18 protein-coding genes are annotated in these 24943 nt (G+C 56.6%); 13 read left to right on the forward strand and 5 right to left on the reverse strand.

Annotated elements, in window-relative coordinates:
- Positions 1 to 102: 102 nt before the first annotated feature.
- On the forward strand, positions 103 to 2190 hold the full coding sequence (locus SPI6313_RS02085) for a S8 family serine peptidase (RefSeq protein WP_072619500.1): 2088 nt from the start codon (positions 103 to 105) through the stop codon (positions 2188 to 2190).
- Positions 2191 to 2654: 464 nt separating this feature from the next.
- Here SPI6313_RS02085 and deoC read toward each other — a convergent pair whose 3' ends face one another.
- Together deoC and SPI6313_RS02095 are read right to left on the reverse strand one after the other, a co-directional pair.
- Positions 2655 to 3332: a deoxyribose-phosphate aldolase gene (gene deoC, locus SPI6313_RS02090; protein ID WP_072619501.1), complete on the reverse strand. Its 678-nt coding sequence runs from the start codon at positions 3330 to 3332 to the stop codon at positions 2655 to 2657.
- Positions 3333 to 3375: 43 nt separating this feature from the next.
- Positions 3376 to 4845, reverse strand: coding sequence for a bifunctional orotidine-5'-phosphate decarboxylase/orotate phosphoribosyltransferase (locus SPI6313_RS02095; protein ID WP_072619502.1), 1470 nt, complete (start codon positions 4843 to 4845; stop codon positions 3376 to 3378).
- Positions 4846 to 5395: 550 nt separating this feature from the next.
- Here SPI6313_RS02095 and psb28 point away from each other — a divergent pair.
- Together psb28 and SPI6313_RS02110 are read left to right on the forward strand one after the other, a co-directional pair.
- Positions 5396 to 5740, forward strand: coding sequence for a photosystem II reaction center protein Psb28 (gene psb28 / locus SPI6313_RS02105; RefSeq protein ID WP_072619504.1), 345 nt, complete (start codon positions 5396 to 5398; stop codon positions 5738 to 5740).
- Positions 5741 to 5946: 206 nt separating this feature from the next.
- Entirely contained in the window at positions 5947 to 6477 is a 531-nt protein-coding gene (locus SPI6313_RS02110; protein ID WP_072622959.1) for a MogA/MoaB family molybdenum cofactor biosynthesis protein, read from the forward strand.
- Here SPI6313_RS02110 and SPI6313_RS02115 read toward each other — a convergent pair.
- Together SPI6313_RS02115 and psaC are read right to left on the reverse strand one after the other, a co-directional pair.
- On the reverse strand, positions 6413 to 7330 hold the full coding sequence (locus SPI6313_RS02115; RefSeq protein ID WP_072619505.1) for a glucosamine kinase nucleotide-binding domain-containing protein: 918 nt from the start codon (positions 7328 to 7330) through the stop codon (positions 6413 to 6415). The genes SPI6313_RS02110 and SPI6313_RS02115 overlap by 65 nt on opposite strands.
- Positions 7331 to 7418: 88 nt before the next feature.
- Positions 7419 to 7664, reverse strand: a complete 246-nt coding sequence (psaC, locus tag SPI6313_RS02120; RefSeq protein WP_072619506.1) for a photosystem I iron-sulfur center protein PsaC — start codon at positions 7662 to 7664, stop codon at positions 7419 to 7421.
- 647 nt (positions 7665 to 8311) lie between these two features.
- Between psaC and SPI6313_RS02125 the strand changes: the two genes are divergently transcribed.
- The 10 genes from SPI6313_RS02125 (at position 8312) to rsmI (ending at position 24399) form a co-directional block, all read left to right on the forward strand.
- Complete coding sequence (locus SPI6313_RS02125) at positions 8312 to 8713, forward strand: GPW/gp25 family protein (RefSeq protein WP_072619507.1); 402 nt, start codon at positions 8312 to 8314, stop codon at positions 8711 to 8713.
- A 27-nt stretch (positions 8714 to 8740) separates the two neighbouring features.
- Positions 8741 to 10927, forward strand: coding sequence for a putative baseplate assembly protein (locus SPI6313_RS02130; RefSeq protein WP_072619508.1), 2187 nt, complete (start codon positions 8741 to 8743; stop codon positions 10925 to 10927).
- A 41-nt stretch (positions 10928 to 10968) separates the two neighbouring features.
- Positions 10969 to 12024 carry a phage tail protein gene (locus tag SPI6313_RS02135; RefSeq protein WP_072619509.1) on the forward strand — a complete coding sequence of 352 codons (1056 nt, stop codon included), beginning with the start codon at positions 10969 to 10971 and terminating at the stop codon, positions 12022 to 12024.
- A gap of 106 nt (positions 12025 to 12130) precedes the next feature.
- Positions 12131 to 13522, forward strand: coding sequence for a hypothetical protein (locus tag SPI6313_RS02140; protein ID WP_072619510.1), 1392 nt, complete (start codon positions 12131 to 12133; stop codon positions 13520 to 13522).
- 15 nt (positions 13523 to 13537) lie between these two features.
- Positions 13538 to 15460, forward strand: a complete 1923-nt coding sequence (locus SPI6313_RS02145) for a cyclic nucleotide-binding domain-containing protein (RefSeq protein ID WP_072619511.1) — start codon at positions 13538 to 13540, stop codon at positions 15458 to 15460.
- Positions 15461 to 15463: 3 nt separating this feature from the next.
- Positions 15464 to 17698, forward strand: coding sequence for a WD40 repeat domain-containing protein (locus SPI6313_RS02150; RefSeq protein WP_072619512.1), 2235 nt, complete (start codon positions 15464 to 15466; stop codon positions 17696 to 17698).
- Entirely contained in the window at positions 17695 to 20424 is a 2730-nt protein-coding gene (locus SPI6313_RS23265) for a COG1470 family protein (RefSeq protein ID WP_072619513.1), read from the forward strand. The genes SPI6313_RS02150 and SPI6313_RS23265 overlap by 4 nt, the downstream gene beginning before the upstream one ends.
- A gap of 17 nt (positions 20425 to 20441) precedes the next feature.
- A complete protein-coding gene (locus SPI6313_RS02160) occupies positions 20442 to 21857 on the forward strand; it encodes a pentapeptide repeat-containing protein (protein WP_072619514.1) in 1416 nt (471 codons plus the stop codon).
- 26 nt (positions 21858 to 21883) lie between these two features.
- Entirely contained in the window at positions 21884 to 23557 is a 1674-nt protein-coding gene (locus SPI6313_RS02165) for a tetratricopeptide repeat protein (RefSeq protein WP_175551041.1), read from the forward strand.
- Between the two features lie 2 nt (positions 23558 to 23559).
- Entirely contained in the window at positions 23560 to 24399 is an 840-nt protein-coding gene (gene rsmI / locus SPI6313_RS02170) for a 16S rRNA (cytidine(1402)-2'-O)-methyltransferase (RefSeq protein ID WP_072619515.1), read from the forward strand.
- 36 nt (positions 24400 to 24435) lie between these two features.
- On the opposite strand, the gene SPI6313_RS02175 is transcribed toward rsmI, so the two are convergent.
- The gene (locus SPI6313_RS02175) at positions 24436 to 24921 is read right to left on the reverse strand and encodes an ASCH domain-containing protein (RefSeq protein ID WP_217650469.1); all 486 of its coding nucleotides are present in this window, start codon (positions 24919 to 24921) and stop codon (positions 24436 to 24438) included.
- Positions 24922 to 24943: the final 22 nt, after the last annotated feature.

A 24943-nucleotide genomic window follows, 5' to 3' on the forward strand; every position in this document is an offset into this window, starting at 1 on the left:
ATTCCCCTGGGCTGTGTGGCGGGAATGCTTGGAAGATTGCCGCGAATCTTCTAGGATTGCTGTTATCGTCACCTTCAACGCTCTTGAGGCTCAAGTAAGACCATGACCGATGCTGGGGTTCCGGAAACAACGATAGGGTTGACGCTCCAACGGGGCGGGGAAGAATTAATGTTGCTCAAGGTGGGCGATCGCTTCACCGTGCAACTCACCGCCCCCGATGCCCCACTCCCGGATAGCCTTAGCCGTCTCAATCGCCATCTGTTGCCCCAAACGGCCCTGTGGGAATTCATCATCGCTCCGGCCAGCTTAGAAACCGCCATGACCGCTGCTCGGCAGTCGGACTCGGTCACCTTTGCTAGCCATGTGTATCAGTTGCAAAACAGCCCCGAAACCTTGGCCTATTTGACGGAGGAGTTGACGGTGCAGTTTGCCGCCGGTCTGAGGGAGACGGAACAGAAGGCCTTGACGCAGCCCCTGGGGTTAGAGTGCGATCGCCCCCTCGCCGGGATTCCCGACACCTATATCTATCACCTCACCCCCGCCGCCACCGAAAACCCGATCAAGGTCGCCAATCGGCTCATGGCCCATACTGCCGTGCTGACGGCTGAACCCAATATTATCTTTCTGCGCGAATCCTTCTATCGCCCCCAAGATACCCACTACGACCAGCAATGGTACTTAAACCACAACGGGGGCCATCAACTGGCCCCCACCTCCCATCTTGACTGCGAAAAGGCATGGGATCTACAACGGGGGACGCGATCGGTCGTCGTGGCGATTATGGATGATGCCATTGACATCAACCACCCTGATTTTCAAGGCGCAGGCAAGATTGTCGCCCCCTATGATTTTCGCGATCGCGACTTTGCCCCCCTCCCCACCAACACCCAAGAAAGCCACGGCACCGCCTGCGCTGGGGTCGCCGTCGCTGAAGAAAACGGCCAGGGGGTCGTTGGGGTCGCTCCCGGCTGTGCCCTGATGCCCCTGCGCACCACCGGCTACCTGGATGACCGTTCCATTGAAAGCCTGTTTAATTGGGCGATCGATAAAGGAGCCAGCGTCATTTCCTGTAGTTGGGGCGCGGCTTCGGTGCATTTTCCCCTTTCCCTGCGGCAACGGGCCGTGATTCACCGCGCCGCCACCGAGGGCCGAGGCGGTAAGGGCTGCGTGGTGGTGTTTGCCGCCGGAAATGCCAATCGCCCGGTACAAGGCACGATCTACGAACGGGGTTGGCCCAATGATCTCCTCAGCGGGCCGACGGATTGGCTCAGTGGCTTTGGAACCCATCCCGATGTGATCACCGTGTCCGCCTGCACCAGCCTCGGCACCAAGTCCAGCTACAGCAATTGGGGGACGCATATTTCCGTCTGTGCGCCCAGTAATAACGCGCCGCCGGGGATGTGGTTCCCGAAAACCGGCTTCGCCCAAACCGCCCCGACGATTAACTACCGCTTGCCGGGGTTGGGGATTTTTACGACGGATCAACTGGGAAGTTTGGGCTATGACCGGGGCGATTTTACCCGTGATTTTGGCGGGACTTCTAGTGCTTGTCCGGTGGTGGCGGGGGTGGCGGCGTTGGTGCTGTCGGCGAATCCTAATTTAACGGCGGTGGAGGTGAAGGAGGTGTTGCAACAGACGGCGGATAAGATTGTGGATCGCGATCGCGATCCGCAACTGGGGTTACAGTTGGGAACCTATGACAGCAAAGGCCATTCCCAATGGTTCGGCTACGGCAAGGTGAACGCCTACGCAGCAGTTAAGGAAGCCCAGCGCCGCCTGCCCCAACGCAATACCCCCGTCCCCACCCGGCAGAAAATTTCCCGCCGCAGCAGTACCGCCGCCCCGATTCCCGACCATAATCCCCAGGGTCTGTTGAGTAGTTTGGAAGTGTCCCAAGCGGGCGCGATCGCTGCCCTCACCATCACCATTGATCTGGTCCATGAGTTTCTCGGTGATCTGGAAATCAAACTCCGCAGTCCCCACGGCATCACGGTCTTACTCCAAGGGCGCACCCTCGGCAGCCTCACCCACCTAAAACGTACCTATACCCCTGCGATCGCCCCCGTCCTGCAATCCTTCCTCCAACAACCCGCCCAAGGGACTTGGCAACTGTGGGTCATCGATCGCGTCTTGGGCGATACCGGCACGCTCCAAGGCTGGGGCTTAGATCTCGACATTCTCGCACCCTAAGGTGGGTTACGGCGGATGGACGGATTGCAGTGATGGCAGGGGTTTAAGCCGCCTAACCCACCCTACGGAGTTACTAGACGCGATTGAACCGGAGCGAAACGCGATTGAACCGCTAGGGAGCGAGACGCTCCCACTCCAGTCACATCCAAGGATTTAAGGAGTGCGGGCATCTTGCCCGCTGCTTGTTATCCCCATCTTGCCCGCTGCTTGTTATCCCCATCTTGCCCGCTGCTTGTTATCCCCATCTTGCCCGCCAGTAGAGCGAGACGCGATTGAACCGCTAGGGAGCGAGACGCTCCCACTCCAGTCATATCCAAGGATTTAAGGAGTGCGGGCATCTTGCCCGCTGCTTGTTATTCCCATCTTGCCCGCTGCTCATTATCCCCATCTTGCCCGCCAGTAGGGTGCTGTTAGCGCAGCGTAACGCACCGTCCCATTGAGCTATTGTTGACTCTGCACGAGGATCAGCCTGGGGTTCTGCCTTGGTTTTCCCGTTGTTTAATTAACTCAGCACTGCGGGACGTACCCAGACGGGTGGCTCCGGCCAGAATCAGCGCGATCGCATCATCAGCGGTACGAATTCCCCCCGATGCCTTAATCCCCGCACTGCCCCGCGTCACCTCCCGCAACAGGCTCACCTGTTCCACCGTCGCCCCCCCAAACCAGCCCGTGCTCGTTTTTAAAAACGCCGCCCCCGCATCGAGGCAAACCGTCGCCGCCAAACGTTGCTCCTCTGGGGTTAACAGGCCCATCTCCAAAATCGTTTTAATCGGTTGTCCCGTTTCTTCGACAATTTGGGCGATTTCCTGGGCGATCGCATTCGCATTCCCTGCCTTCACCCACCCCAGATTAATCACCACATCTAATTCCGTCGCGCCATGGCTAACGGCTTCTTGGGCTTCGTAGAGTTTGGTGGCCGTAGTGCTCGCGCCGCTGGGAAAACCAATCACGGCACAGACTTGGGGGCGTTGATTGTGCAGCAATTCTGTGGCGGTACGCACTGCGTGGGGATAGACACAAACAGCGGGCAGATTGTAGCGGTTGGCCACTTGGCAGCCCGCTTTCACCTCGTCGAGGGTGGCGGTAGGGTGCAAAATAGCATGGTCAAGGTAGCGGGCGAGGTCAATTTCAGCGGGGTCCATGGGGTATTTTCAGGAGAGAAATGGGAAGCGCGATCGCCAAACATCAGATCACGGTGATGTCTTTTTGTTCAGCATGGGTCAGGGCTTGATACTGATCTTCATCGATCCGAGCCGCCGCATAGAGGGTTTCCGTAATATCCGACAGAGTTAAGACCGCATGGGTCCGGTAGCCAGCAGCGGCGATCCGATCCGACACACCCTGCTCATGGTCAATAAACACCACAATATCATTGACCACCAGCCCGGCAGAGGTCAGTTTTTCCGTACCTTCGATCGCACTCTTGCCGCTGATCAGCACATCATCAACCACCACCACCGTTTCCCCCGGCTCAAAATGCCCTTCAATCACCCGCCGCGTCCCGTGGGCTTTCACTTCCTTGCGCGGGAAAATCATCGGTCGGCCCAGGATCATCGATAACCCCGTTGCGGTGGGCAATGCCCCGTAGGGCAGGCCAGCAATGCGGTCAAAGGTGAGGGGTGTGAGCAGTTCCGCATAGGCGTTGAGCATTTGGTGAAAGACTTGGGGATTGGAAATGACCTTCCGCAGATCAATGTAGTAGGAAAACGTCGCCCCCGACGCTTGGACATAGTCTCCAAACAAAATACATTCGAGGTCAAACAGTTGCAAAATCAGGTCTTGCTGGGGGTGTTGTTCTAGGAGGCAAACGTTCGTAGTCCAGAGTTGACAGTGGTGGTGGGGTTGATTTTGCTGGTGTTGGTAACAGTGGTGGTTAATTTCTTGGTTGAGGGCGGCGATCGCGGTTACCGGATCGTCGTAACTGAGATAGTCTTGGGGCACAGGCAACAGCAGACCGCTCCCGTTAGCGTTTAACCCCGCGTTAATAATCGCCGCCAGGCTTTCTTGATGCTCCCAAATACTCCGAGCCAGGATTAAGCGTTCGGGGGCCAGGTTGCGCACCTTGGCTAAAACTTCCGGGTTACTCGTGCCAATTTCTAAACACACCTGCTCCGGCGGCCCCCAGGCGGACACTTCCGTCACCAGATGCAGATACAGGGGCGCATCGGGCATCGGGTAATCTTGGATCGCGATCGCCCCCGGATTCGAGGTGCGACAGACCATAAAGGCCGCTTTATCGGGATAGACCAAAAAGGGCGCGGCCTGGTCATGGCCAGCAAATGGGGTGAGGGTGACCGCATCCACTTGCCATTGTTCAAAGAGGGTGCGAGCTAAAAAGCTACTGCTGTTGAGGTCGCTATGCTTCACATCCAAAATGATTGGAATATGGGACGGAATCGACAGCAACACCTGTTCAAGGAGTTCAATCCCCGGCGCACCCAAGGATTGATAGAAGCCGAAACTGGGTTTATAGGCACAGACGTGATCCACTGTGGCTGAGATTAAGTGATTGAGCCAATCGCCGAGTTCATCGGTGAGTTGGCTATGGCTCGCGGCATATTGGGCCGGGAGCATTTCAGGATTGGGGTCAAGCCCCAACACGAGAATGCTATTGTTGCGATCGCAGGCAGCATCCAGTTTGGTTAAAAAGCTCATGGTGTGGGGCTGACAATGGTTGAAAACATGAAAGGCTCTCGCTGATCAAAAAATAATCGCCAACAAGGACACCTCATCCTTTTTATAGTACGACCTAGGTTCTATCGGTGGAGCAGAGTCTGGATTTGACAGGAGTGAGCCAGAGGCTCACACTACCCTGCCTAGAATCCTTTGGAGTGCGAGCTTCTAGCTCGCTGCCTTGACTAACTAGCTCGCTGCCTTGACTAACTAGCTCGCTGCCTTGACCAGGGGGATCAAATACTGACATATCACCCAAGTTGCGAGTCTGGATTTGACAGGAGTGAGCCAGAGGCTCACACTACCCTACCTAGAATCCTTTGGAGTGCGAGCTTCTAGCTCGCTACCTTGACTAACTAGCTCGCTGCCTTGACTAACTAGCTCGCTGCCCTGACTAACTAGCTCGCTGCCCTGATCAGGGGGATCAAACACAGGCTCGGTCAACATTTGCACGTTATGCATCGGCAGTAGTAGTTGGGTGGAGGGTAACGGGACTTTATAATTAAGCTCACAAAGCTTAAACCTTAAACGCATGACAGCCTATATCGAATTTGCCCGAGGAATTACCGAAGAAGCCGTTCCCGATGTGCGCGTCACCCGCTCCAAAAGTGGCAACAGCGGCACCGCGACCTTCTACTTTCAAGAACCCAAAGCCCTGATGGACAACAGCATCGCCAATGACATCACGGGGATGTACTTGATCGATGACGAAGGGGAACTGATGACGCGGGAGGTGAACGCTCGCTTCGTCAATGGCCAAGCCGCCGGGATTGAAGCCGTGCTCATCATGCAAACCGCCGCAGAATGGGAGCGGTTTATTCGCTTCATGAATCGCTATGCTGAGTCTGCGGGCTTAGAACTGAATCGGAACGACTAATCCCATTGCACCGCCAGGACTCCGGTGCGATCTGGCTCCATGACCCTCGCCCCCTCTCCGGATCGGTCGATCCTTGCCTGTTATGGATTAGCGGGAGCCGCTCGGCCTGGGAGTTGATCGCCCTGCTCCAGGTAGCACGGGGACGCAACGGCGATCGCTTGAGATTCAAACGGGCCACATTTCGATGCAATTCTTCATGTTTCACCATGCACCCCCATCCTGATTCCCGGATCATTACGGCTCGTTGTGCGGTTTTGACGGTGAGTGATACGCGCACGATCGCCACCGATCGCAGTGGTCAATTGTTACAAAGTCTGCTCGATCAGGCTTACCACACCGTGGCCGCCTACGCCCTTTGCCCCGATGACCCGGCCCAGATTCGTCACCACCTTGAACAGTGGGGGCAAGATCCGGCAATTGATCTGGTGATCACGTCGGGGGGGACGGGGATCGCGCCCCGCGACACCACCTATGAGGCGATCGCGGCTCTGCTCCAGCCGACGTTGCCGGGGTTTGGGGAATTGTTTCGGATGTTGAGTTTTGAGGAGATTGGGTCGCGGGCGATGGCATCACGGGCGATCGCGGGAGTCTATCACCAAACCTGGGTGTTTGCCCTGCCGGGTTCAAGCAACGGGGTACGGTTGGCGATGGAGCGCTTAATTTTGCCGGAACTTAATCATTTGCTGACCCAGTTGCGCCCAGATTTTCCTGCCGCGCCAACAGTACCGCCCCCGTAGCCGCATCGGCCTGGGGCGGGACGAGGTGCGATCGCATCTCATCCCCTAGATACGGTTCCAGGGAGGAAGCCAGGCCGCCGAGGAGACTACAGGGAAGGGGCTGCTGTTGTTTCGCCACCAAGGCCCGCCAAATTTTTTCGATTTCCTGCCCCGCTGCGGTCATCAGGGCGATCGCACTTTCATCCCCCGCTGCCGCCGCCGTGATCACCACCGGGGCCAGTTCGGCAAACTGTTGCGACCCCGCCCCATTGGCCCAGAGAATGAGGCGATCGCCGTCTTGGTCAAACCGTGCCATCACGCCCCGAATCAGCGGGGTCACCGCCCGGCGACCATCCCACCATTGCAATGTGTGCTGAATCGCCGCCAGCCCCAGCCATGCGCCGCTGCCCTCATCCCCCTGGGGAAACCCCCAGCCGCTGACCCGCGTCACCCGTTCGCCCTCAATTTGATAGGCCACTACCCCCGTTCCGATCGCAATCACCGCGCCATCTTGGCCCCGATGGGCCCCTAGGCAGGAAATATAACCATCGGAATGGAGGTGCAGCCGGGTGAAGCGATGACCGAGGGCGAGAAAGCGATCGCAGGCCGCCGGGACCTGGGTTCCCGCCAAGCCTGCCCCCCCATACCAGCGATAGCCTGCCACCTCCGAGGGAATGGCAAACTCCGCTAAGGCCTGGGCGATCGCTGCCCGAATCGACCGCCACGCCCCCACCGGATCAAGGCGAATATTCGCCGGGCCAGCTTTCCCGACCCCCAACAGTTGACCCTGGGCATTTTCAACGCGGGCGATGGTTTTCGTTGCGCCCCCATCAATGCCCACAAATAGCTCCCGACCTACCACCCGATCAGCCATATTCCTTTACAATGCGTAATGAAAAGAGGAGTAACGACATATTGCGCTACTCCTACCCCAAATGAACGGAAACCTGCAACAAGGCTGTCTAGTACGCCAATCCCATACTGCGGGTGGTTTCGGCTCCTAGATAGACTCGAACGCTGAGGAAATCCGTAGGGCAAGCCGTTTCGCAACGTTTGCAACCCACACAATCCTCGGTACGCGGTGATGATGCGATTTGAGATGCTTTGCAGCCATCCCAAGGCACCATTTCGAGTACGTCTAGGGGACAAGCCCGTACACATTGAGTACAGCCAATGCAGGTGTCGTAAATTTTTACGCTATGAGACATTGAGTGATCGACTCCTTAGCGAGCGTGTTTTATTGGTTAATTAGAGTTCTGTTGACTCAAGGCATAGTTTACCCTAGCGACTTCGTCCCACTCGAAAAACGGTAACGAAGCTTCAAATTCTGTAACACTTTTGCCGCAATCTCTCAGATGTGCGATCGCATCTGAGACCCATAAAGCACCCATAACTGATCGAAAAAAAAGGCATTGGGGTCTTATTGTGTACTTCGTGCGCCGGAGGATCACCCGTATGAATACCACCTCGATCCCTGTGTCGTGCGAGCGTCTCGCTCGCTGATCTAAAACTCCGTGCGCCAGAGGATCACCCGCATGAATACCACCTCGATCCCTGTGTCGTGCGAGCGTCTTGCTCGCTGATCTAAAACTAAGCCTGCATTATTCATGACCCCCATCACAATTTTTGACATTCTCGGATTTTATTCAGTACCGAGCAAGATGCCCGCACTACGGCTCAGAACATAGCCATAGAACAATTTGGGACGGTTAGGCTTGGGGTCAACACGAGCCACACAGCACGGTGATCCAGCCGGTGTGCGTCGGCACGTATCGACAAAAGACTCGACTTTTGGAGAATAGAGAAATCCGGTCAGGTTCGCTACAGTAGAAACTCCCCTGACCCTCGCGCCACCATGCCTAAATCGTCCCTTGCTCATATTGGCACTAGCCCCGCCTTTCCCCTTTCCTGTACCGTTCAGGGCGGCTTGCAGATGAGCCGCCAAGATCACAACGTGGCGGAGTCGATTCGGTTGATTTTGGGGACTCGCCACGGTGAGCGGGTGTATCGCCCTAACTTTGGGTCGCGTCTTTCGGAATTGGTGTTTGCGCCGATGAATAGCCAAACCCTCCTCCTGACGCGGCTCTATGTGGAAGAGGCGATTCGCCAATGGGAGCCCCGAATTGAACTGGATGGGGTGTTTACCCAACCCGATCCCGTGCGGGGACGGCTAGACATTATCATTCAATATCATTTCAAAGACACCCACGATTCCCGTAGTCTAGTGTATCCGTTCTATTTGACCCCTCCGAGTTAATCGGTCTGCCCTTTTCCGGAAGCTGTTATGGAATTCGATTTCCTGCCCCAACTGCCTAAATCCAACCTCGACGATCGCAAGTTTGAAGACCTCGTCGAAGAATGTTTGCTGCGGATTCCGCGCTACTGCCCAGAGTGGACGAACTTCAACCCCAGTGATCCGGGGGTGACGATGATTGAGCTATTTGCCTGGCTCTCGGATCAGATGTTGATGCGGTTTAATCGGGTTCCGGAGCGCAACTACATTACCTTTTTAGAACTCTTGGGGATTCGGCTCCAGGCTCCGCGTCCGGCCCAAACCCACGTCACGTTTTATCTCAGTGCATCCCTGCCGGAACCCTACACGATCGCAGCCGGGGTGGAAACCGCCACCAATCGCACCGAAGCCGAAGAAGCGATCGTCTTTAGCACGGATCATCCCCTTACCATTGGTGTGCCTCGGATTCGCCACCTCCTGACGGCGGATAGCGTGGAAGAACGGCCCCAAATTTTGCGCGATCGCTTCAGTGGCACTTGGACGATGCTACCTAGTGGCGATTGGGAAGGGCGCGATCTAGAACTGTTTAGCGAACAACCCAGCGAAGGGAATTGTTTTTATCTGGTGTTTGATCCCCAACAGGAGATCAGCGGCAATGTGGTGGCGGTGAACTTTCGGGGTGAAGCGGCCACCGCCACCGGGATTAACCCCGAACACCCCCCCCGCTCTTGGGAAGCCTGGACAGGAACCCATTGGCAATCGGTGCTGTTGCGGCCCCAGGATGACCATACCGAAGGGTTTAGTTTTAGCGAAGTGACCCGCAACGGTGGCAACCCCCTCCAAGGGGAGGATGTGATTTTTCACTGTCCGCGCCAATGGCCGGTGGAAACCTTCGGCACCTATAACGGACGCTGGTTACGGTGTACCTATCGCAAGGTCACGGTAGACCAACCGGGGTATTTAAATTCGCCGCGCATTGTGGGGATGGGCTGCCGGGCCTTGGGGGGAACGGTGAGCGCGACGCAATCGATCGCGATCGCCAACGAAATTCTCGGCGAAAGTGATGGTATGCCTGGTCAACAGTTCCGTCTCCAAGGTGCGCCGATTTTACCCCGCAGCGAGGGGGAATATCTGCGCGTTACACCGCCGGGGGGCTTGCCACAGCGGTGGCAGGAAGTGGAAGATTTTGCCGATTCGGGGGCAGAGGATTTACACTACACCCTCGATTCGCGCACGGGCGAACTTCAGCTTGGCCCGTTGATCCGTGAATCGGCTCAATTGTTAGATCAAATGGATCAATGGCGACAGCCGCAACTCACCGCTACAGCTCCCGATCCGACGGCGATCGCCCGCAAAACGGGAGAGCGTCAGTATGGGGCCGTGCCGCCGAGGGGGGCAATGTTAACGATGGTGTCGTACCGGACGGGGGGCGGTCAGCAGGGGAATGTGCAGCGCGATACGATCCGGATTGTTAAATCTGCCGTGCCCTATGTGGCTCAGGTGACGAACCATGAACCGGCTCGCCATGGGTCCGATGGGGAAACCTTAGAAGGGGCGGTGTTGCGGGTTCCGAAGTTGCTGCGCACCCGCGATCGCGCCGTCACCACCGAAGACTTTGAAACCCTCGCCCTCCAAGGGGGGCAAGGGGCGATCGCCCGCGCTCGCTGTCTCCCTACCGTCAACAAAGAACAGGCCGGCACAGTGGAACTCGTCCTCGTCCCCCAACTCGCCATCCAACGGATTACCGAAGGCTACGGCACATCCCCCGCCGAACTCAGCCTCACCCCTGCCTTAATTGAATCCACCCTGGCCTACCTTGACGATCGTCGCCTCCTGGGGGTGGAAGTCCGCTGCCGCGAACCGGACTATGTGGGGGTTTCCGTCCATATCGAAGTTGCCCTTGAACCGGAGTATCGCGAACCCCTGGCCCAGCAACATATCCGCACCAGTTTAGAATCCCAACTCTATCGCTTTCTCAACCCGGTGATTGGGGGGCTAGAGGGCCAAGGATGGGAGTTTGGCCGGCCTGTGTATGCTTCGGACATCATTAATTTGTTTCAGGCGCAGGTGGGGGTGCGGTATCTCGGTACGATCCAACTGTTCCGCCTGACCCGCACCGCTGATGGGTGGGAGCGCACCCTTGCCCAGGAGTCCCATGTGGCACCGGGAGCTTTGGGGTTAATCTGTTCTTGGCGGGATGAGATGTTGCGTTCTAGCCATGTGATTAGCGTCATTTAGCCGGTGATTGTCTTGTGTTTTGCCCTATGGATTGATTGGTTATGACCCAAACCCGTGATACATTTCCCATCCGGATGCAACTGACGGCGATGAAATTGCCGGAGGGTCGTCATCAAGCGATCGCCGCCAGTCATGATCAACGGTCTCAAATCACCCTAGCCGCCCCCACGGAAGAGACCACCCCCCAAGCTTGCACCTTGGTCATCTATCCCGGCGAACCCAGTGAACTCCTCGTGCGTCTCGAAAACCTCACGGCAGACCCCCTCCGAGTTGCCCTAGATGTGCTCGGAAATTTTCCGGCCCACTGGTGTCAGGTGGGGGGCGAAGGCAATGAAATTCCCCCCGCTGGCCGGATGGAGGTGGTGCTGTATTTTCAGGTGGAGGCGGATTTTTTTGAGTCGCCCCTGGGGCCTCCAGCCGGAACCCCCTTACAATTGGACTACGCGGGTCAGTTTGTCGCCACCTACACCACCACCACCGGGGGACAACCGACCCAGCAGGCGGCGGAGTTTCAAGTGTTGGTGCGGCCGCGGAGCTTGTATTTAGATTTCTTGCCCGATGTCTACCGGGAGGTGGATTTTGTCGGCCGGTTTCTCAAGATTTTTGAGCAGGCTTTTGAGCCGGATGTGCAGATCCTCAATAGTTTGTGGGCGTATTTACATCCCCGCACAGCACCGGATGCGTTGATTCCGTTTTTGGCCTATTGGGTGGGGTGGCCGTTGACCCCCCAACTTTCCCTGGCCACCCAGCGACGGTTGATTGCGGGGGCTTTGCAGTTGTACCGCTGGCGGGGAACGCGGCGGGGTCTCAAGTATGCGATTCACCTGTTTACCGACTTGCCGTTCGAGGGGAATGGGGGGGAAGATCCCGCGATTCAAATTACAGAGATCGGAGGGCGGGGCTTTGTGCTGGGGGAAACGCGCTTGGGTCGGGGGGCGACAATGGGGGGAGGACAGCCCTATCATTTTGTGGTGGAGTTGCGATCGCCTTCCGCTAACCCGATCGATCCTGACCTCGTTCGTAAAGTTATCGAACAAGAAAAACCAGCTTTCTGTAGTTATGAACTATACATAATAAGTGAAGATACGGAGGCTTAACTGGATTTGTATGGGTCGAACAAATGCAGGGTGAGGATCAAGGCAGAGCAACAGTGAACAAATATATCAGTGGTGATTGCCCCAGGTTTGTGTTGGAGAAAAAGGTATGATTTCGGATTGGTTTCCCCCACCCCTACAACCGTTTCAGCGGTTACAGGTCACCGATGGCTTGCTGATGAATGCGGAGCGATGGCAACTTGCCCACCGTTACCATCGCCAAAGCCATAGTTTTCACTATCAATCGCTGTATCAAGCCGGGATTGTCTATGGTCTGGGGGTGCGGGTGATCGTGGCTCCGACGGAGGTGCGATCGCAATATCAAGATGGTCGTTGGCTCGAAATTCAGCCGGGGATGGCGATCGATCTTCACGGTAATTTTGTTGTCGTCACGGAACCGATTTCCTTCCGCCTCGCCTCGGAAAACTTCACCCCCACGCCCCTACCGGTCTATCTCACCATCCGCCATGTAGACCCCGATTCCCTGACCCGGAAATCGGTTTCCCCCCTGGTCAAAGAAACCTTCCGCATTGATGAAAAAACCACCGCCCCCCAAGCCAACGAGATCGAACTCTGTCGGCTCCTCTTGCCATCGAGTGGGCAAACGGTGACGCTGCAAAATGCCCCGGATGTGTTTCGTCCCCAGATTAACCAACCCAACTTGCTCCATCGGGTGTTAGTGCGGGCCCGCCCCCACGGGAGTGTAGTCCTGGGCCGGGGGGAGCAGACCCCTGATCCTGATTTCCAGGCGTTTGGGGATTTTCTCGCCAGTGCCGTTTACCAATACCCCCACCTCAACGGCCATCTAGATGATGCTCCCCACCCCCTCCACCCCGACCATCCTCCCACCTGTGATTTTCTCTATGTCCGCAATCCAAACCCCTGGAGTGAATTAGAGATCGGGGGACTGAGTCGGCATTTGGAAGCGGGTAAGTTGCTCTGTGCGGAGTTGACGCAGTGGGATGATGACTTGAGCGCGTTGATGGGGCTTTACGGGGAATTGCAGCGGGCGATCGCCGAAGCGGAACAAGACCCCAGCTTAACCTCCGTCCGTCACGAACTGGCCACGGAATTTCAGGCGATCCAACACCAAATCCTCGCCCAGCTTCAGGTCAGCTATCCGGTGGTGGCGGATCTCGCGGCCCAATTTCACACCCCCGTCCAGGCCATCTTGAGCACCGCCCATCCACTCCGGTGTGAACCGTTTACCTTTGCACTTCTGCCCACAATTGAGGGTCAGCCGATCTTCATGGCGGCCGGGGGTGGAATTGTGATTATTCTGGGGGATCTGACCTCTGCTTGGCGGCGCGATCGCACCTTCCCCCTGAGCACAGCCACCCTCCGCGAAACCCAAGAACTCGGCATCAACCTACTCCACTTCGCCTGGCGACGACAGCAACTGATGGAATGGCAACAGCACTTCAACGTCTCCGTGCCTCCTGCTCTGACTCAAGATGCGATCAACCCCCTCCTCGCTAGCCTTGAAAAAATCACGGAGTAATTTGAGCCTGACCCTATGCCTGTTCTTTCCATTCGTCGCACCTTACCGATCCTGATCGTGACCCCGATTCTCGTCACGATCGTTTTGAGTGGCTTTCTCTCCTATGTCAATAGCCGCAAAGCCGTGGAAACGCTGGCGCTCAAAATTAGCCAGGGGACAACCGACTCCATCAAGGAATATCTTCGGGCTGTTATGGATAAACCCCAATCGGCCCTCAAGGCTTCCACCGCAGCCCTGACCTCGGAGCAGTTTCAAACCCCCGATTTAATTATCCAACGCCTGTGGGATGTGACGAACCAACCTAATCTTGTGGATAATTTGTATGTGGGTCAAAGTAACGGTAACTTTTTAGGGATTTTTCCCTGGTCGGATGGCAGTCCTTCCCTCGAAGTCCGAACCCAGGATACGGCACCGCAGTTGACGGTCTATCGTCTCAATGCGCTTGGGGAACCGGCAGATCTCCTTGAAACTCGGAACTACGACCCCCGTGAGCGTCCGTGGTATCAGGCCGCCTTACAGTTAGAGGCAGGCACGACGGGATGGAGTGAGGTGTATCCCTATGCTGCTACGGCAGAACTGGGCATCACGGCGATCGCACCGCTGTACGACGAAAATCGTTCGCTCTATGCCGTCTTTGCCATTGATGTCAGCCTGTCGGATATCCAAGGGTTTCTGCAAACGTTAGATATTAGCCCGTCGGGGGAAGCGTTCGTGATCGATCGCGATGGCCAGATTATTGCCACCTCAACGGAGCAATCCACGGCGCTGGAAACCGGCGATGAGCTTGAACGGGTCTCAGCTCTTGAGTTGAATGATCCCAATCATATCGGTCTGATGTCGCAACTTCAGGCACATCTAGAGGAGGACTGGTCGAATGCTGAGACGGCGGAGTATTTTCCCTTAATGGTCAATGGGGTCAAGCAGTTTGTGGGCATCGTTCCCTTTCAGGACGAGCAAGGGTTGGATTGGCTGATGGTGGTGGCAATTCCGGAGACGGATTTTCAGGATATTATTTTGGCGAATACCCGATCCACTGTTTTGATTGGGTCGATTATTGCGGTGTTGGCGATCGCCCTCGGACTCGTGGTGGCGCGTTGGCTTGTCGTTCCCATTGAACGCCTCAACAATGCGGCCCTGTCGATCGAAAATAACACCTTTCAAAGTTTTACCCTGGATGCGATCACCAAGCGTCAAGATGAACTGGGGACTTTAAGCCAAGTGTTTCAACGCATGGGCCAAGTGATTATGTCCAGTCAGGCCAGTTTGCGCGAACAGATGGACGAACTTGAAGCGGAGGTGGCGAAGGCGAAGTATCAAGACAAAACGAAGCCGGGTGCTTTTAGCCTGGGGACGGTGGAGGGTTTATTGGCGCGATCGCGTCAGCACCGCGCCACGATCAGCCAAAATCAAGACATTGACCTCCCGGCACTCTTGAAAAATGTCCCCTACTTTCACCATCTTGAGGCCGCCGATATCAACACCCTAATCACCCTGGGGGAGCGTCAAACCCTACCAGCCAAAACGGTCATTTTCCGCGAAAATGAACCCGGCGATGCCTTTTTCGTGATTCTGTCCGGCGAAGTAGAAATCTATGTCGAAGCCCTCGATAAATTTCTCACCACCCTTGCCCGTGGTACCTTTTTCGGTGAACTGTCCCTCCTGCTTGGTATTCCCCGCACCGCCACCGTGCGCACCACCCAAGAAACCACCATGTTCATCTTGAAACAAACCGGACTACGCTACCTGTTGCAGAAACATCCCGAAATCAACGAACAGATTATCCAAGCTCTCCATACCCACAAAGCAGAGTTGGAATCCCGCAAGGATCTGTTGATGACCGATGAAAACGATGCTGCCAACTTTACCGCCAATCCCATGACCTGGATTCGCGATCGCATGCACCGCATTTTTGGCTCCTCCTCGACCCCATCCTCCTAAACCATGGCAGAAAATTTAATTGATACCTACATTTTCCCCAAGGAAATTGACTTTCAGCCCGGTGGTCCGCCCTCCGGATTTGATGTGGAAGTGGTCAATGACAGTGCCGTCTTTGCGGGCTTTCAACTCGAAGTGCAAGCAGCGGGCGCAATCAGCAATCGCCGTCCCGATTGGTATCAAATTTCCCCCGAAGTCAGTTCCAAAACGCCCCCAGGGGATGCGACTCGGTTCCATATCACCCTCATTGACAGTCCGGTGCCGGGATTTGTAGGGTTGATGAACATTACGGTGCGGGTGTTTTCCTTGGAGTTACCCGATGAAGACCGGGAGGTGATTCGGGTCAATGTGCAGCAGGGCAATATCCCGATTCCGTTGCAATTGAGCCTTCCCATTCAGGACTTTCGCACTGATCCGGGGGAACAGATCGAAATTCCGGTGAAGGTGTATAACCCCAGTCAACTCACGACCCTGGCGACGGTGCGTCTTCAGGGGCTAAATGCCAGTTGGTTACGCCAAGGCAGTGAACGACAGGTGGACATTGGCGCGGGTCAAGCAGGGACGGTGACGTTTATTTGTCAGTTGCCCGACACGGTGCAGACGGTCAGCCGGGACTATCCCCTCACGTTTACGGCTACCCATAGCCAAGGGCCACCAGCAGAAGCGATCGCCACCCTCGATGTGAGCCCCTCTGGAAAACTCCTCTTTCGCACCACCCCTGAGGAGCGACTCGTGCCGGCGAAGTGGGGATGGCTGCCGGGTTGGTATGCGCCATCGGTGCAATATCAACTCGAATGGCAGAACAGCAGTAATTTAAAACAGGACGTGCGGGTGCAGTGGCACAACAGCAGCGAATTTAAAGGAATTCGTTGCCAGATGACCCCGGAATTGTTAGCGATCGCCCCCGGTGAAAAAGGCACGATCACCCTTGAGGTCAAAGCTCGCCGTCCCCTCCTGGGCTTGAAACGCCTCCGCAATCTCGAAATCGGCACCCTCCTGTCTGACCAACGCTTAGGCACCTCCACCCCCGGCCGCAAATACATCAAACTGCGAATCACCCCGATGATTCCGCTTTGGACATTTCTCGGAGCCATTCCGCTGCTGATTTATCTCCTCTGGGCGCTGTCGTGGTTAAATCCGAATAATACCCGCTACGGCCATCAGGCTGCGGTCAATACCGTTGCCCTCGACGGCCTGGGGAATAAAGTGATCAGCGGCTCGACGGATCAAGATATTCGCCTCTGGCGAGTGCCGGGCTTTCTCTTGCCCTGGATTCGTCAGGATATGGGCAAACTGGGGGAAACAACGAAAGCGGTGCGGGTGGTGAAATATCGCCCGGTGGATAATAACCAGGTGGTGGCGGGCTTAGAAAATGGAGATATTCAAATTTGGGATGTCTTGGCTGTGGGCGACCGACTGGATAGTTTTTTCTATCGCAAAGATGACCGGGTGTTGGCGTTGCAATATAGCCAGGACTCGCGCTGGCTCTACAGTGGCCATGGCAGTGGCTTGGTGTTGCAGTGGGATGTGGATCATGATTGGGCGGAGTTTGCTCGCCTGGAGCCGGGGTTCCGGGAGCCGGAGCGATCGCGCCAATTTGACTTTGCCGTGTATGGATTGAGTTTTGTTGATCAGGCAGATGACCAATTAGCTGTGGCCGGTCGGTTTAATCAACTGGTTTTGTGGGATTTGACCACGGACGACCTCAAAACCCTGCCCTACCGGGAAGGGGGCAAGGACGACTATATTCTCAGCATCGACAGTGCCGAATTCCGCCCCACGCTCCTCGCCACCGCAGACAATCAAGGCTGGATCACCCTCTGGGATCTAGAGACCTGCCAGACGAGCGATCGCCCCTGCGAAATCATTGATCAATGGCCCGACGGCCATGGCGGCAAAGCCGTGCAGAGCGTTGCCTTGAGCGACAATGCCTGTTACCTTGTCAGCGGCGGGGCCGACGGTCGCGTCATGCTCTGGCCCCTCAACCCCAACGGCACTCGCGCCAATCAATACAACCAAGGCCTCGAAATCGATCGCTCCCTTCCCACCCGCCAAGGCAACCGCTTTTGGGGCGAAAAACTCTATCCCACGGTGCGCGGGGTGGCGATTCAACGATTGCAGTACTCCTTACTGGTGGCCAGTGGCAGTGAAGATACCCAAGTTCGCGTCAGTGAAACAGAGCACATGCCCCAACTCGGCTGTGATCTTCTGCCGCACTCGGCAGGAGAAGACCAGTCATGACCATGGAAGACCTCACCGAACAGCGGCGGAACCACCTCAACACGATCGGCGGCCCCTTTGGGATTATTCTCAACCCGTCCGGGGACATTGTCGCCATGGCAGGCGGGACTTGTACCCTGAGTGTGACGCTGATTAATGAAGGGGGCAGCAATCCCTTGGTCAATGTCATGATTGACGAAACCTCCCAACCGGTGCGGCAATGGTGTGTGAATCCGGAACAGCGGTTGGCCTTGGGCGATCGCCAAAGTAGCGAGATCATCTTTGACATTCAACTCCCCCTCACGATCGCGCCGGGCTATTATACCTACGTCCTCGTCATCGATGCCCCCGATCACTACCCCGAAGATACCCCGATTCTGATCGACGGGCGCATCCAAGTGCAGCCCTACGTCCAGGAAGTCCACCTCGCCAGTGATCCCACCTTTCTGATTCAGCCGTCCACCTCCGCGATCAAGCCGGTTCCCCTCCAACCCGGCCAGAGTCTAGAGGTGCTGGTCTTGGTGCAAAATCGTTCCGATCGCGTCGATCGCTTTCGCCTAGTCTGTCCGGATCTCGACCCATCCTGGTACGAGATTGAATATGAAGAGGGTGTGTCCGTGGGGGGCATCATCAGCACCGAAAGCAGCCTCGAACTCAACCCCAATGATCACGGGGAAATTCGCTTGATCATTACACCGTCATCCGACACCAAGGCGGGGGTCTATGCACCGACAGTCTATATCCGCTCGGCCAATCAACCGGATTTAGCCCTCCTCGATGTGATCTATTTCCGGGTGTTGCCAGTGTATCTGCTCACCACTGAGTTAGTGGTGATTGTGGGCAATATCAGCAAAATGAATGGGCAATATGTGCTGTTCCTCAGTAATGAAGGCAACACCGATCGCACCATTCGCACCCAGATCAGCAGTGTCAAAGATGAGGCGGTCTGCACCTTTACCCTGTCGCCGGAACAGGTCTTTCTGCCGCCGGGCGGGTCAGCGGCGATCACCCTAGAAATTGAACCGAAATACCGCTGGAAACAGCCGTTTTATGGCCGGGTGATTGATTTTGCCCTGGAGCTTGAAGACCTCAATGAGCATCCCCTGCTAAACGATCGCTTTGCTGGAACGTTGGTGTGGGATGGTCGGCCCTGGTGGCAGTTTTTATTGGTGATCCTGACGGGGTTGGGGCTGTTGGGGGTTTTGATCTTTACGATTTGGCTGCTCTTACCCCGGCCGCCGCGATCGCCCGATATTCTCGACTTCTATCCCCAACGCAACTACTACAGCGAAGAAGACAACAAAGCCGTGCGCCTCAACTGGCAGATTGCCAACCCCGAACGCTTGATGACGATCCAAGTCGAGGGAGCATCCCCCGATGGCTTAATTCTCAGCCGCGCCGTCACCTACAACTTCACCGCCGGGATTCCGGAAGCCCTCACAGACTACTGCACCCTAGAAGAAGTTTTGCTCTGCGCCAATGTGCCCACCGATGCCCGCGCCGCCGGTGACTATATTTTTGAATTGACCGCCACCCCCATTCCCCAACGGCGACGGAGCTTACTCAGTCGGATCTGGCGCACCACGCTCCAGGCCGCCAAAGAGCAAACCAATGTGATCCGCATTACCGGCATTCCCATTCCCCGCGTCATTCAGTTTGGGGCAACGGCGACGAATTATACTGCGATCGCCCAACCCCCAACCCGTCCGAACACCGCCCCATCGCCCGACGACCCCCCGGCGGAGAGTCCCATTAACTTCAGAACCCCAATCTTCAGCATTCAACCCCCCCGCAATGCCAACGGCGACCCCAACGTCATCGTCAATCCCCCAGAACCCGCCCCCCCCACCGCCAATTCCCCCGACCCCCCGGATGATCCGCCGCCCCCCTTCGATGGCATTCGGCTCAATTGGTCGATCACCGCTCCCCGCTACATTAAAGAACTCCGCCTCGTGGGTCGTGATGGGGAAGGCGTGCCCGTGACGGACTCGATCACCTACGATTTTCGAGACGGTATCCCCGCCGCCCTCACCGATGTCTGTGGGTTCACCACGCCCCCCCCCGATCCCGCTGTCCCCAATCAACCCGCCGCCGCTCAATTAGTCTGCCAATCCGTCCCCACCGCCGTCCGCAAGCCGGGAACCTACACCTTTGAACTCACCGTCATTTCCACCCAACCCACCCCAGACCCCCCCCAACCCACGGTGACCGATCCGATTCAAGTCCTAGCCGCTCCGATTACGATTGCTGCCTTGACGATCAACGGTGAAGAAGCGCTGCCGAAATATGTGCTGGCGTTGCGGGCCGGTCAGCCGCTCCTCCTCACGATTGGGTGGGAAGTAATCGGCAGTGAAGATATTGCCGTCGAACTTTTGCCCTCGCCGGGCAGTGTGCCCAATGTGGGGGCGATCGCCTATCCCCTCAGTCAGGAGCCGGGTACAGAGGTGATTACCCTCCAGGCCACCAATGGGGCGGGGGATGCCGTGAGTCGCACCGTCACTATTGAAAAAACCTTGGTCGAAGCGGCTCCCGGTGAATTGCCGGGTGCACCGGGCGCACCGGGCGCACCTGCGGGAGCACCCGCGCCGGGAGCGCCCCCGGCTGCACCGGGCGCACCGGGTGGGGGCCCACCCACACCGCCATCGGATGAAGCGCCGCCGTTGCCCACACCCCGGACGGGTTCGCCGCCAGTCCCCCCCGGTCGGAATGCGCCGCCGCCGTCGGAACTTCCCCCCACCCTATATTGAGGAGCTTGGAGTCCCCTATGTTGCGCCGCTTACGATCGCTGTTTTTGTTTAGCCTCACTGCCCTGCTGATCCTGTTTTGCCACAGTGCTGCCAGTTGGGCCTATAAAAAATCCCACCTCGCCCAGGTGATCGACACGAAAAGCTGTATTGGCTGTGATCTGAGATCGGCTCCCTTGGGGGGGCGGGATCTGCGGGGCGGTGATTTGGAAGATGCGGATCTGCGCCAAGCCGATTTGAAAGGGGCCAAGCTCGAAGGCATTAACCTCTTGGGGGCGAATCTGTTGAGGGCTGATTTTCGCAATTCCAACCTGGGGGCGGCCAATTTGGCAGGGGCGGATCTGACCGAGGCCCTGCTGCCGGGGGTGTATATGTACCGGGCGGATCTGGAAAATGCCACCCTTGACCGGGCGGACTTGGAGCGGGTGAATCTGACCGGCGGAAATTTGCAATCCGTGGATGCGATCGCCACCAACCTCGAAGACAGCACCCTGAAAAACACCGACCTAACCCGCGCCAACCTCCCCGAAGCCAACTTACGCAACGCCAATCTCGAAGGAGCCAATGCCACGGGTGCAAATTTTGTCGAGGCCGATCTCAGTAACACCACCTTCAAAGATGCCACCCTCAACGGCGCATTCTTCGGACAAGCCACCCTCTTTCGCACCAATCTCAAAGGTTCCACGCTCAACAGTGAAACTGTCCTCGACAGTAAACATCTTTTAATTTGGGAACTGGTGAACGATCGCATCCTCGGCCGCGATTTGGCCCGTGTTGATCTCAGCGGCGCAAATCTAGAAGGAATCAACTTAGTCGGGGCTGATCTCACCGCCACCGACTTTTCTACGGCCTATCTCTTCATCGTCAACGCCCAAGCCGCCCAAGCCCCTGAATCCCAATGGTCCGAAACCTCCCTCAACTACGTGGATTTGCAAAATGCAGCGTTACAAAATAGCAACTTTTTCGGTGCGGAAATGCGCAACTCGGATCTGCGCGGAGCGAATCTGCGGGGAAGTGATTTGAGCAATGTCCGCTTCACTGCCACGGATTTGCGGGGGGCAAAACTGGAACTTGTGAACCTGAGGGGGGTGAACTTTGAACCCGGAACCTTGGTGGATGCGAAATGGCAAACGGTGGCGGATTTGGTCAGTCGTGGAGCGGAAGGTCGTAGCATCCAAGACCTGGATCTGAGCGAGGCGAATCTCGCGGGGATGAACTTTCGCGGTGCGCTCCTGAATCGATCCAATTTGCGCGGGGCGAATCTCCAAGGGGCAGATTTCACCAATGCTCGCCTCACGGATGTGGACTTAACGGGAGCGGATTGGCAGGGGGCTGTGTTGAAGAACACCTTTGTCTGTCGGACGCGCTTACCGGATGGTGTCGAAACCCCTTGTGAAGCTCGAACATTGACGATTCCGATGGACGAGGCAGAGTAGAGTTGAGACGCATGAGGAGAGGGACGATGAGAGCAAGCTATGGTTTGGGGGCTGGTGTGGTGGCGATCGCACTTCAGGGCATGACCCTGATCGGGATCGCCCTCCCCACGAATGCCCAAGAAAAGCTTGTGGACTTTGACTATTGGGCCAGCCTCTGCCAGACCCTGCGCGTCTCAGCGGACTACGAAGACGCGCTCGCAGCCTGCGATCAGGCCGTGGGACTCTTTCCCGAAGACCCCGAAGCCTGGAACGATCGCGGCGATGTCCTCTTTGCCCTGAATCGCTTTCCCGAAGCCCTCGTTTCCTATGAACAGGCCCTGCGCCAAAGCCCGACGGACTCCCTGATTTTGGCCAAACGCTGCGCCACCCTGACGGCCCTGAACCGCAACGATGATGCGATTACCGCCTGTGAAAATGGGCTAGAAATTGATGGGGATTGGCGGGACGAAACCCCGGCGATCGCCTGGTACCATCGCGGCGTTGCCCTCAGTCAGTCCGGGAAAATCGCCGAAGCCCTCGAATCCTACGATTGGGCCCTGCGCAGTGACCCCGCCTATTCCCCCGCCCTCGCGGGCCGCTGTCTCGCCCTCGGCAAGCTCAAGCGTTTTGAATCCGCCCTCGCCGCCTGCGATCAATCCCTCCAAGCCAATCGCTGGGGCACAGAAAGCCCGGCCTTGGGGTGGCTGAATCGGGGGCGCGTCTTAGCAGAAATGGGGCAATTACAAGGGGCCCTCGATGCCTATAATGATGCCCTCGCCCTTGACCCGGATAATGAGTGGGCTTGGACAGAGCAGGGGGTCGTGTTGGGGCGTTTGGGACGGCAGACGGAATCCCTCGCGTCCCATGATTGGGCCCTGGGCATTGCCGAAAACCATGCCTACGCGCTGACGAATAAATGCACGAGCATGAATCGGTTGGGGCAATATGAAGAGGCGTTGGCGGTGTGTGACCAAGCCTTGCAGGCGGGCGATCGCCAATGGGGTGAAGACGGCCCCGCCCTGGCCTGGAATCAACGGGGCAACTCCCTCGCCGGTCTCGCCCGGTACGAAGAAGCCCTCGCCTCCGTCAATCGCGCCATCTCCCTCCGAGCCGACTATACCGAGGCTTGGATTAACCGGGCCGTGATCCTCTGGCTGTTGCAACGCTATCCCGATGCCCTCGCCGCCACTCAATACGCCGTCCAACTCGATCCCCAATCCTCCCGCGCCTGGTACAATCAGGGGCGCATTTTGGTATCCCTGGAATCCTTCGGGGAGGCCGCCGCCGCCTATCGCGCTGCCTTGGTGGGGGATGTGGCCCTTGGGGGGCAACCCCAGGCCGAAGATATTTGGGTGAACTTGAGCGCGGTGCTGTGGCGGTTGGGGAATTATGGGGAAGCGATTAGTGCGGCGGATGCGGCGATCGCCCTCGACCCAGAATCCGCCCTCGGCTGGTACAACAAAGCCCTCGCCCTGATGTCTAGCCGTCAATACGATGCCGCCATTGATGCCTATCAGCAAGCTCTCCAGTTCAACCCCAACGATGCGAATCTCTGGGCGGGGATTGGCATTACCTGGCGACTGTTGGGGCAATATCCCGAAGCGATGGTGGCCCTCCAAAAAGCCCTCGAATTAAATCCCAACCACGACCCAGCCCAAGCTAATCTTGAGGCCGTCATGGAGGCGATCGCCGCCGCCCAAAATCAAGCCACCACCCCCTAACCATGACCGGAACCCTCTACCTTGTCGGCACACCCATCGGCAACCTCGATGACATCACCTTCCGGGCCGTGCAAACCTTGCAAACCGTGGACTGCATCGCCGCCGAAGACACCCGCCACACCGGTAAACTTCTCAAACATTTTCAGATCACCACCCCGCAAATTAGCTACCACGAACACAACCGCCACCACCGCACCCCAGCATTAATCGAACGGCTCCAAGGCGGAGAGGCGATCGCCCTCGTCAGTGATGCCGGGATGCCGGGCATTTCCGATCCGGGCTATGAATTGGTGGCGGCCTGTGTGGCGGCGCAGCTTCCCGTCGTGCCGATTCCGGGGGTAACGGCGGCGATCACGGCGTTGGCGGTGTCGGGGTTGCCCACGGATCAGTTTGTGTTTGCGGGTTTTTTACCCAGTAAGTCCAAGGCGCGGCGCGATCGCCTTGCTGCGATCGCCCCAGAACCCCGCACCCTGATTTTCTACGAATCCCCCCACCGCCTTCTCGCCACCCTGACGGAGATGGCGCAGAGTTTCGGCGCAGATCGCGAGGTAGCGATCGCCCGTGAACTCACCAAGCTCCACGAAGAATTTTGGCGCGGCTCACTCAAGGATGCGATCGGGCAATTTACCACCCATCCCCCTCGCGGTGAATTCACCCTGATCGTCGCCGGAGCCACCGCCACCCCCCTCCCCAGCACCGACACCGAACTCACCGCCGAACTCCACGACCTGATCACCCAAGGCATGACCCCCTCCCAAGCCAGCCGCCACCTCGCCCACCTCACCCACCACCCCCGCCGCCACCTCTACCAACTCGCCCTCACCCTCAAAAGCCCTCAATAAAGTAAGTAAGCTTGATTATGAATCTTGGGCGAAAAGTCAAAGATTTAAGGTCAGTTGTTTAGGTTGCGATAAAAAATTTTCGTTTACAATCGATTGAAACATCTCGATTTCAGTTACATCTAGATATTTATAGCTTTGCGGTGGACGAAATTTTTCAATATCTTTCTTGATGACTTCGAGATGTATTGGGTTTGTGAATTTTTGAGGATTACGAATAAAAATTCCAACTCCTAACAAAGCACCTTGATAATAATCTAAGAACTGCTTTCGGTTTATCCCTGACTTATCCTTTACTTGTTTCCAGAAATCATTTAACTCACTGGGTAATTGCTTGATTTCTGTTCCTTCAACCTCAAAATAACCTACTAGACTTTTTAGAGGTGATGAAACGTAAACAAGCACTAAATCGCCCTTTTCTAATCGAGTACGAATACGGCGAAGCTCTACGGTTTTTTTGCCATCAAAAATTAACTTTGCATACTCTGGTTTAATGGATATCAGTAGAACATTTTGGCACATCATGAAAAACTATATTTTCTACTCC

The organism is Spirulina major PCC 6313, from assembly GCF_001890765.1.
GTDB lineage: Bacteria > Cyanobacteriota > Cyanobacteriia > Cyanobacteriales > Spirulinaceae > Spirulina > Spirulina major.

Bases quoted from the DNA above. Each gene is read 5' to 3' on its own strand.
- SPI6313_RS23265 (WP_072619513.1), top strand. From the start codon at position 17,695: ATGACCATGGAAGACCTCACCGAACAGCGGCGGAACCACCTCAACACG.
- SPI6313_RS02160 (WP_072619514.1), top strand. From the start codon at position 20,442: ATGTTGCGCCGCTTACGATCGCTGTTTTTGTTTAGCCTCACTGCCCTG.
- SPI6313_RS02110 (WP_072622959.1), top strand. From the start codon at position 5,947: ATGCACCCCCATCCTGATTCCCGGATCATTACGGCTCGTTGTGCGGTT.
- SPI6313_RS02115 (WP_072619505.1), bottom strand. From the start codon at position 7,330: ATGGCTGATCGGGTGGTAGGTCGGGAGCTATTTGTGGGCATTGATGGG.
- SPI6313_RS02145 (WP_072619511.1), top strand. From the start codon at position 13,538: ATGCCTGTTCTTTCCATTCGTCGCACCTTACCGATCCTGATCGTGACC.
- SPI6313_RS02095 (WP_072619502.1), bottom strand. From the start codon at position 4,845: ATGAGCTTTTTAACCAAACTGGATGCTGCCTGCGATCGCAACAATAGC.
- SPI6313_RS02175 (WP_217650469.1), bottom strand. From the start codon at position 24,921: ATGATGTGCCAAAATGTTCTACTGATATCCATTAAACCAGAGTATGCA.
- psb28 (WP_072619504.1), top strand. From the start codon at position 5,396: ATGACAGCCTATATCGAATTTGCCCGAGGAATTACCGAAGAAGCCGTT.
- SPI6313_RS02150 (WP_072619512.1), top strand. From the start codon at position 15,464: ATGGCAGAAAATTTAATTGATACCTACATTTTCCCCAAGGAAATTGAC.
- SPI6313_RS02140 (WP_072619510.1), top strand. From the start codon at position 12,131: ATGATTTCGGATTGGTTTCCCCCACCCCTACAACCGTTTCAGCGGTTA.
- deoC (WP_072619501.1), bottom strand. From the start codon at position 3,332: ATGGACCCCGCTGAAATTGACCTCGCCCGCTACCTTGACCATGCTATT.
- SPI6313_RS02165 (WP_175551041.1), top strand. From the start codon at position 21,884: ATGAGAGCAAGCTATGGTTTGGGGGCTGGTGTGGTGGCGATCGCACTT.
- SPI6313_RS02125 (WP_072619507.1), top strand. From the start codon at position 8,312: ATGCCTAAATCGTCCCTTGCTCATATTGGCACTAGCCCCGCCTTTCCC.
- rsmI (WP_072619515.1), top strand. From the start codon at position 23,560: ATGACCGGAACCCTCTACCTTGTCGGCACACCCATCGGCAACCTCGAT.
- psaC (WP_072619506.1), bottom strand. From the start codon at position 7,664: ATGTCTCATAGCGTAAAAATTTACGACACCTGCATTGGCTGTACTCAA.
- SPI6313_RS02135 (WP_072619509.1), top strand. From the start codon at position 10,969: ATGACCCAAACCCGTGATACATTTCCCATCCGGATGCAACTGACGGCG.
- SPI6313_RS02085 (WP_072619500.1), top strand. From the start codon at position 103: ATGACCGATGCTGGGGTTCCGGAAACAACGATAGGGTTGACGCTCCAA.
- SPI6313_RS02130 (WP_072619508.1), top strand. From the start codon at position 8,741: ATGGAATTCGATTTCCTGCCCCAACTGCCTAAATCCAACCTCGACGAT.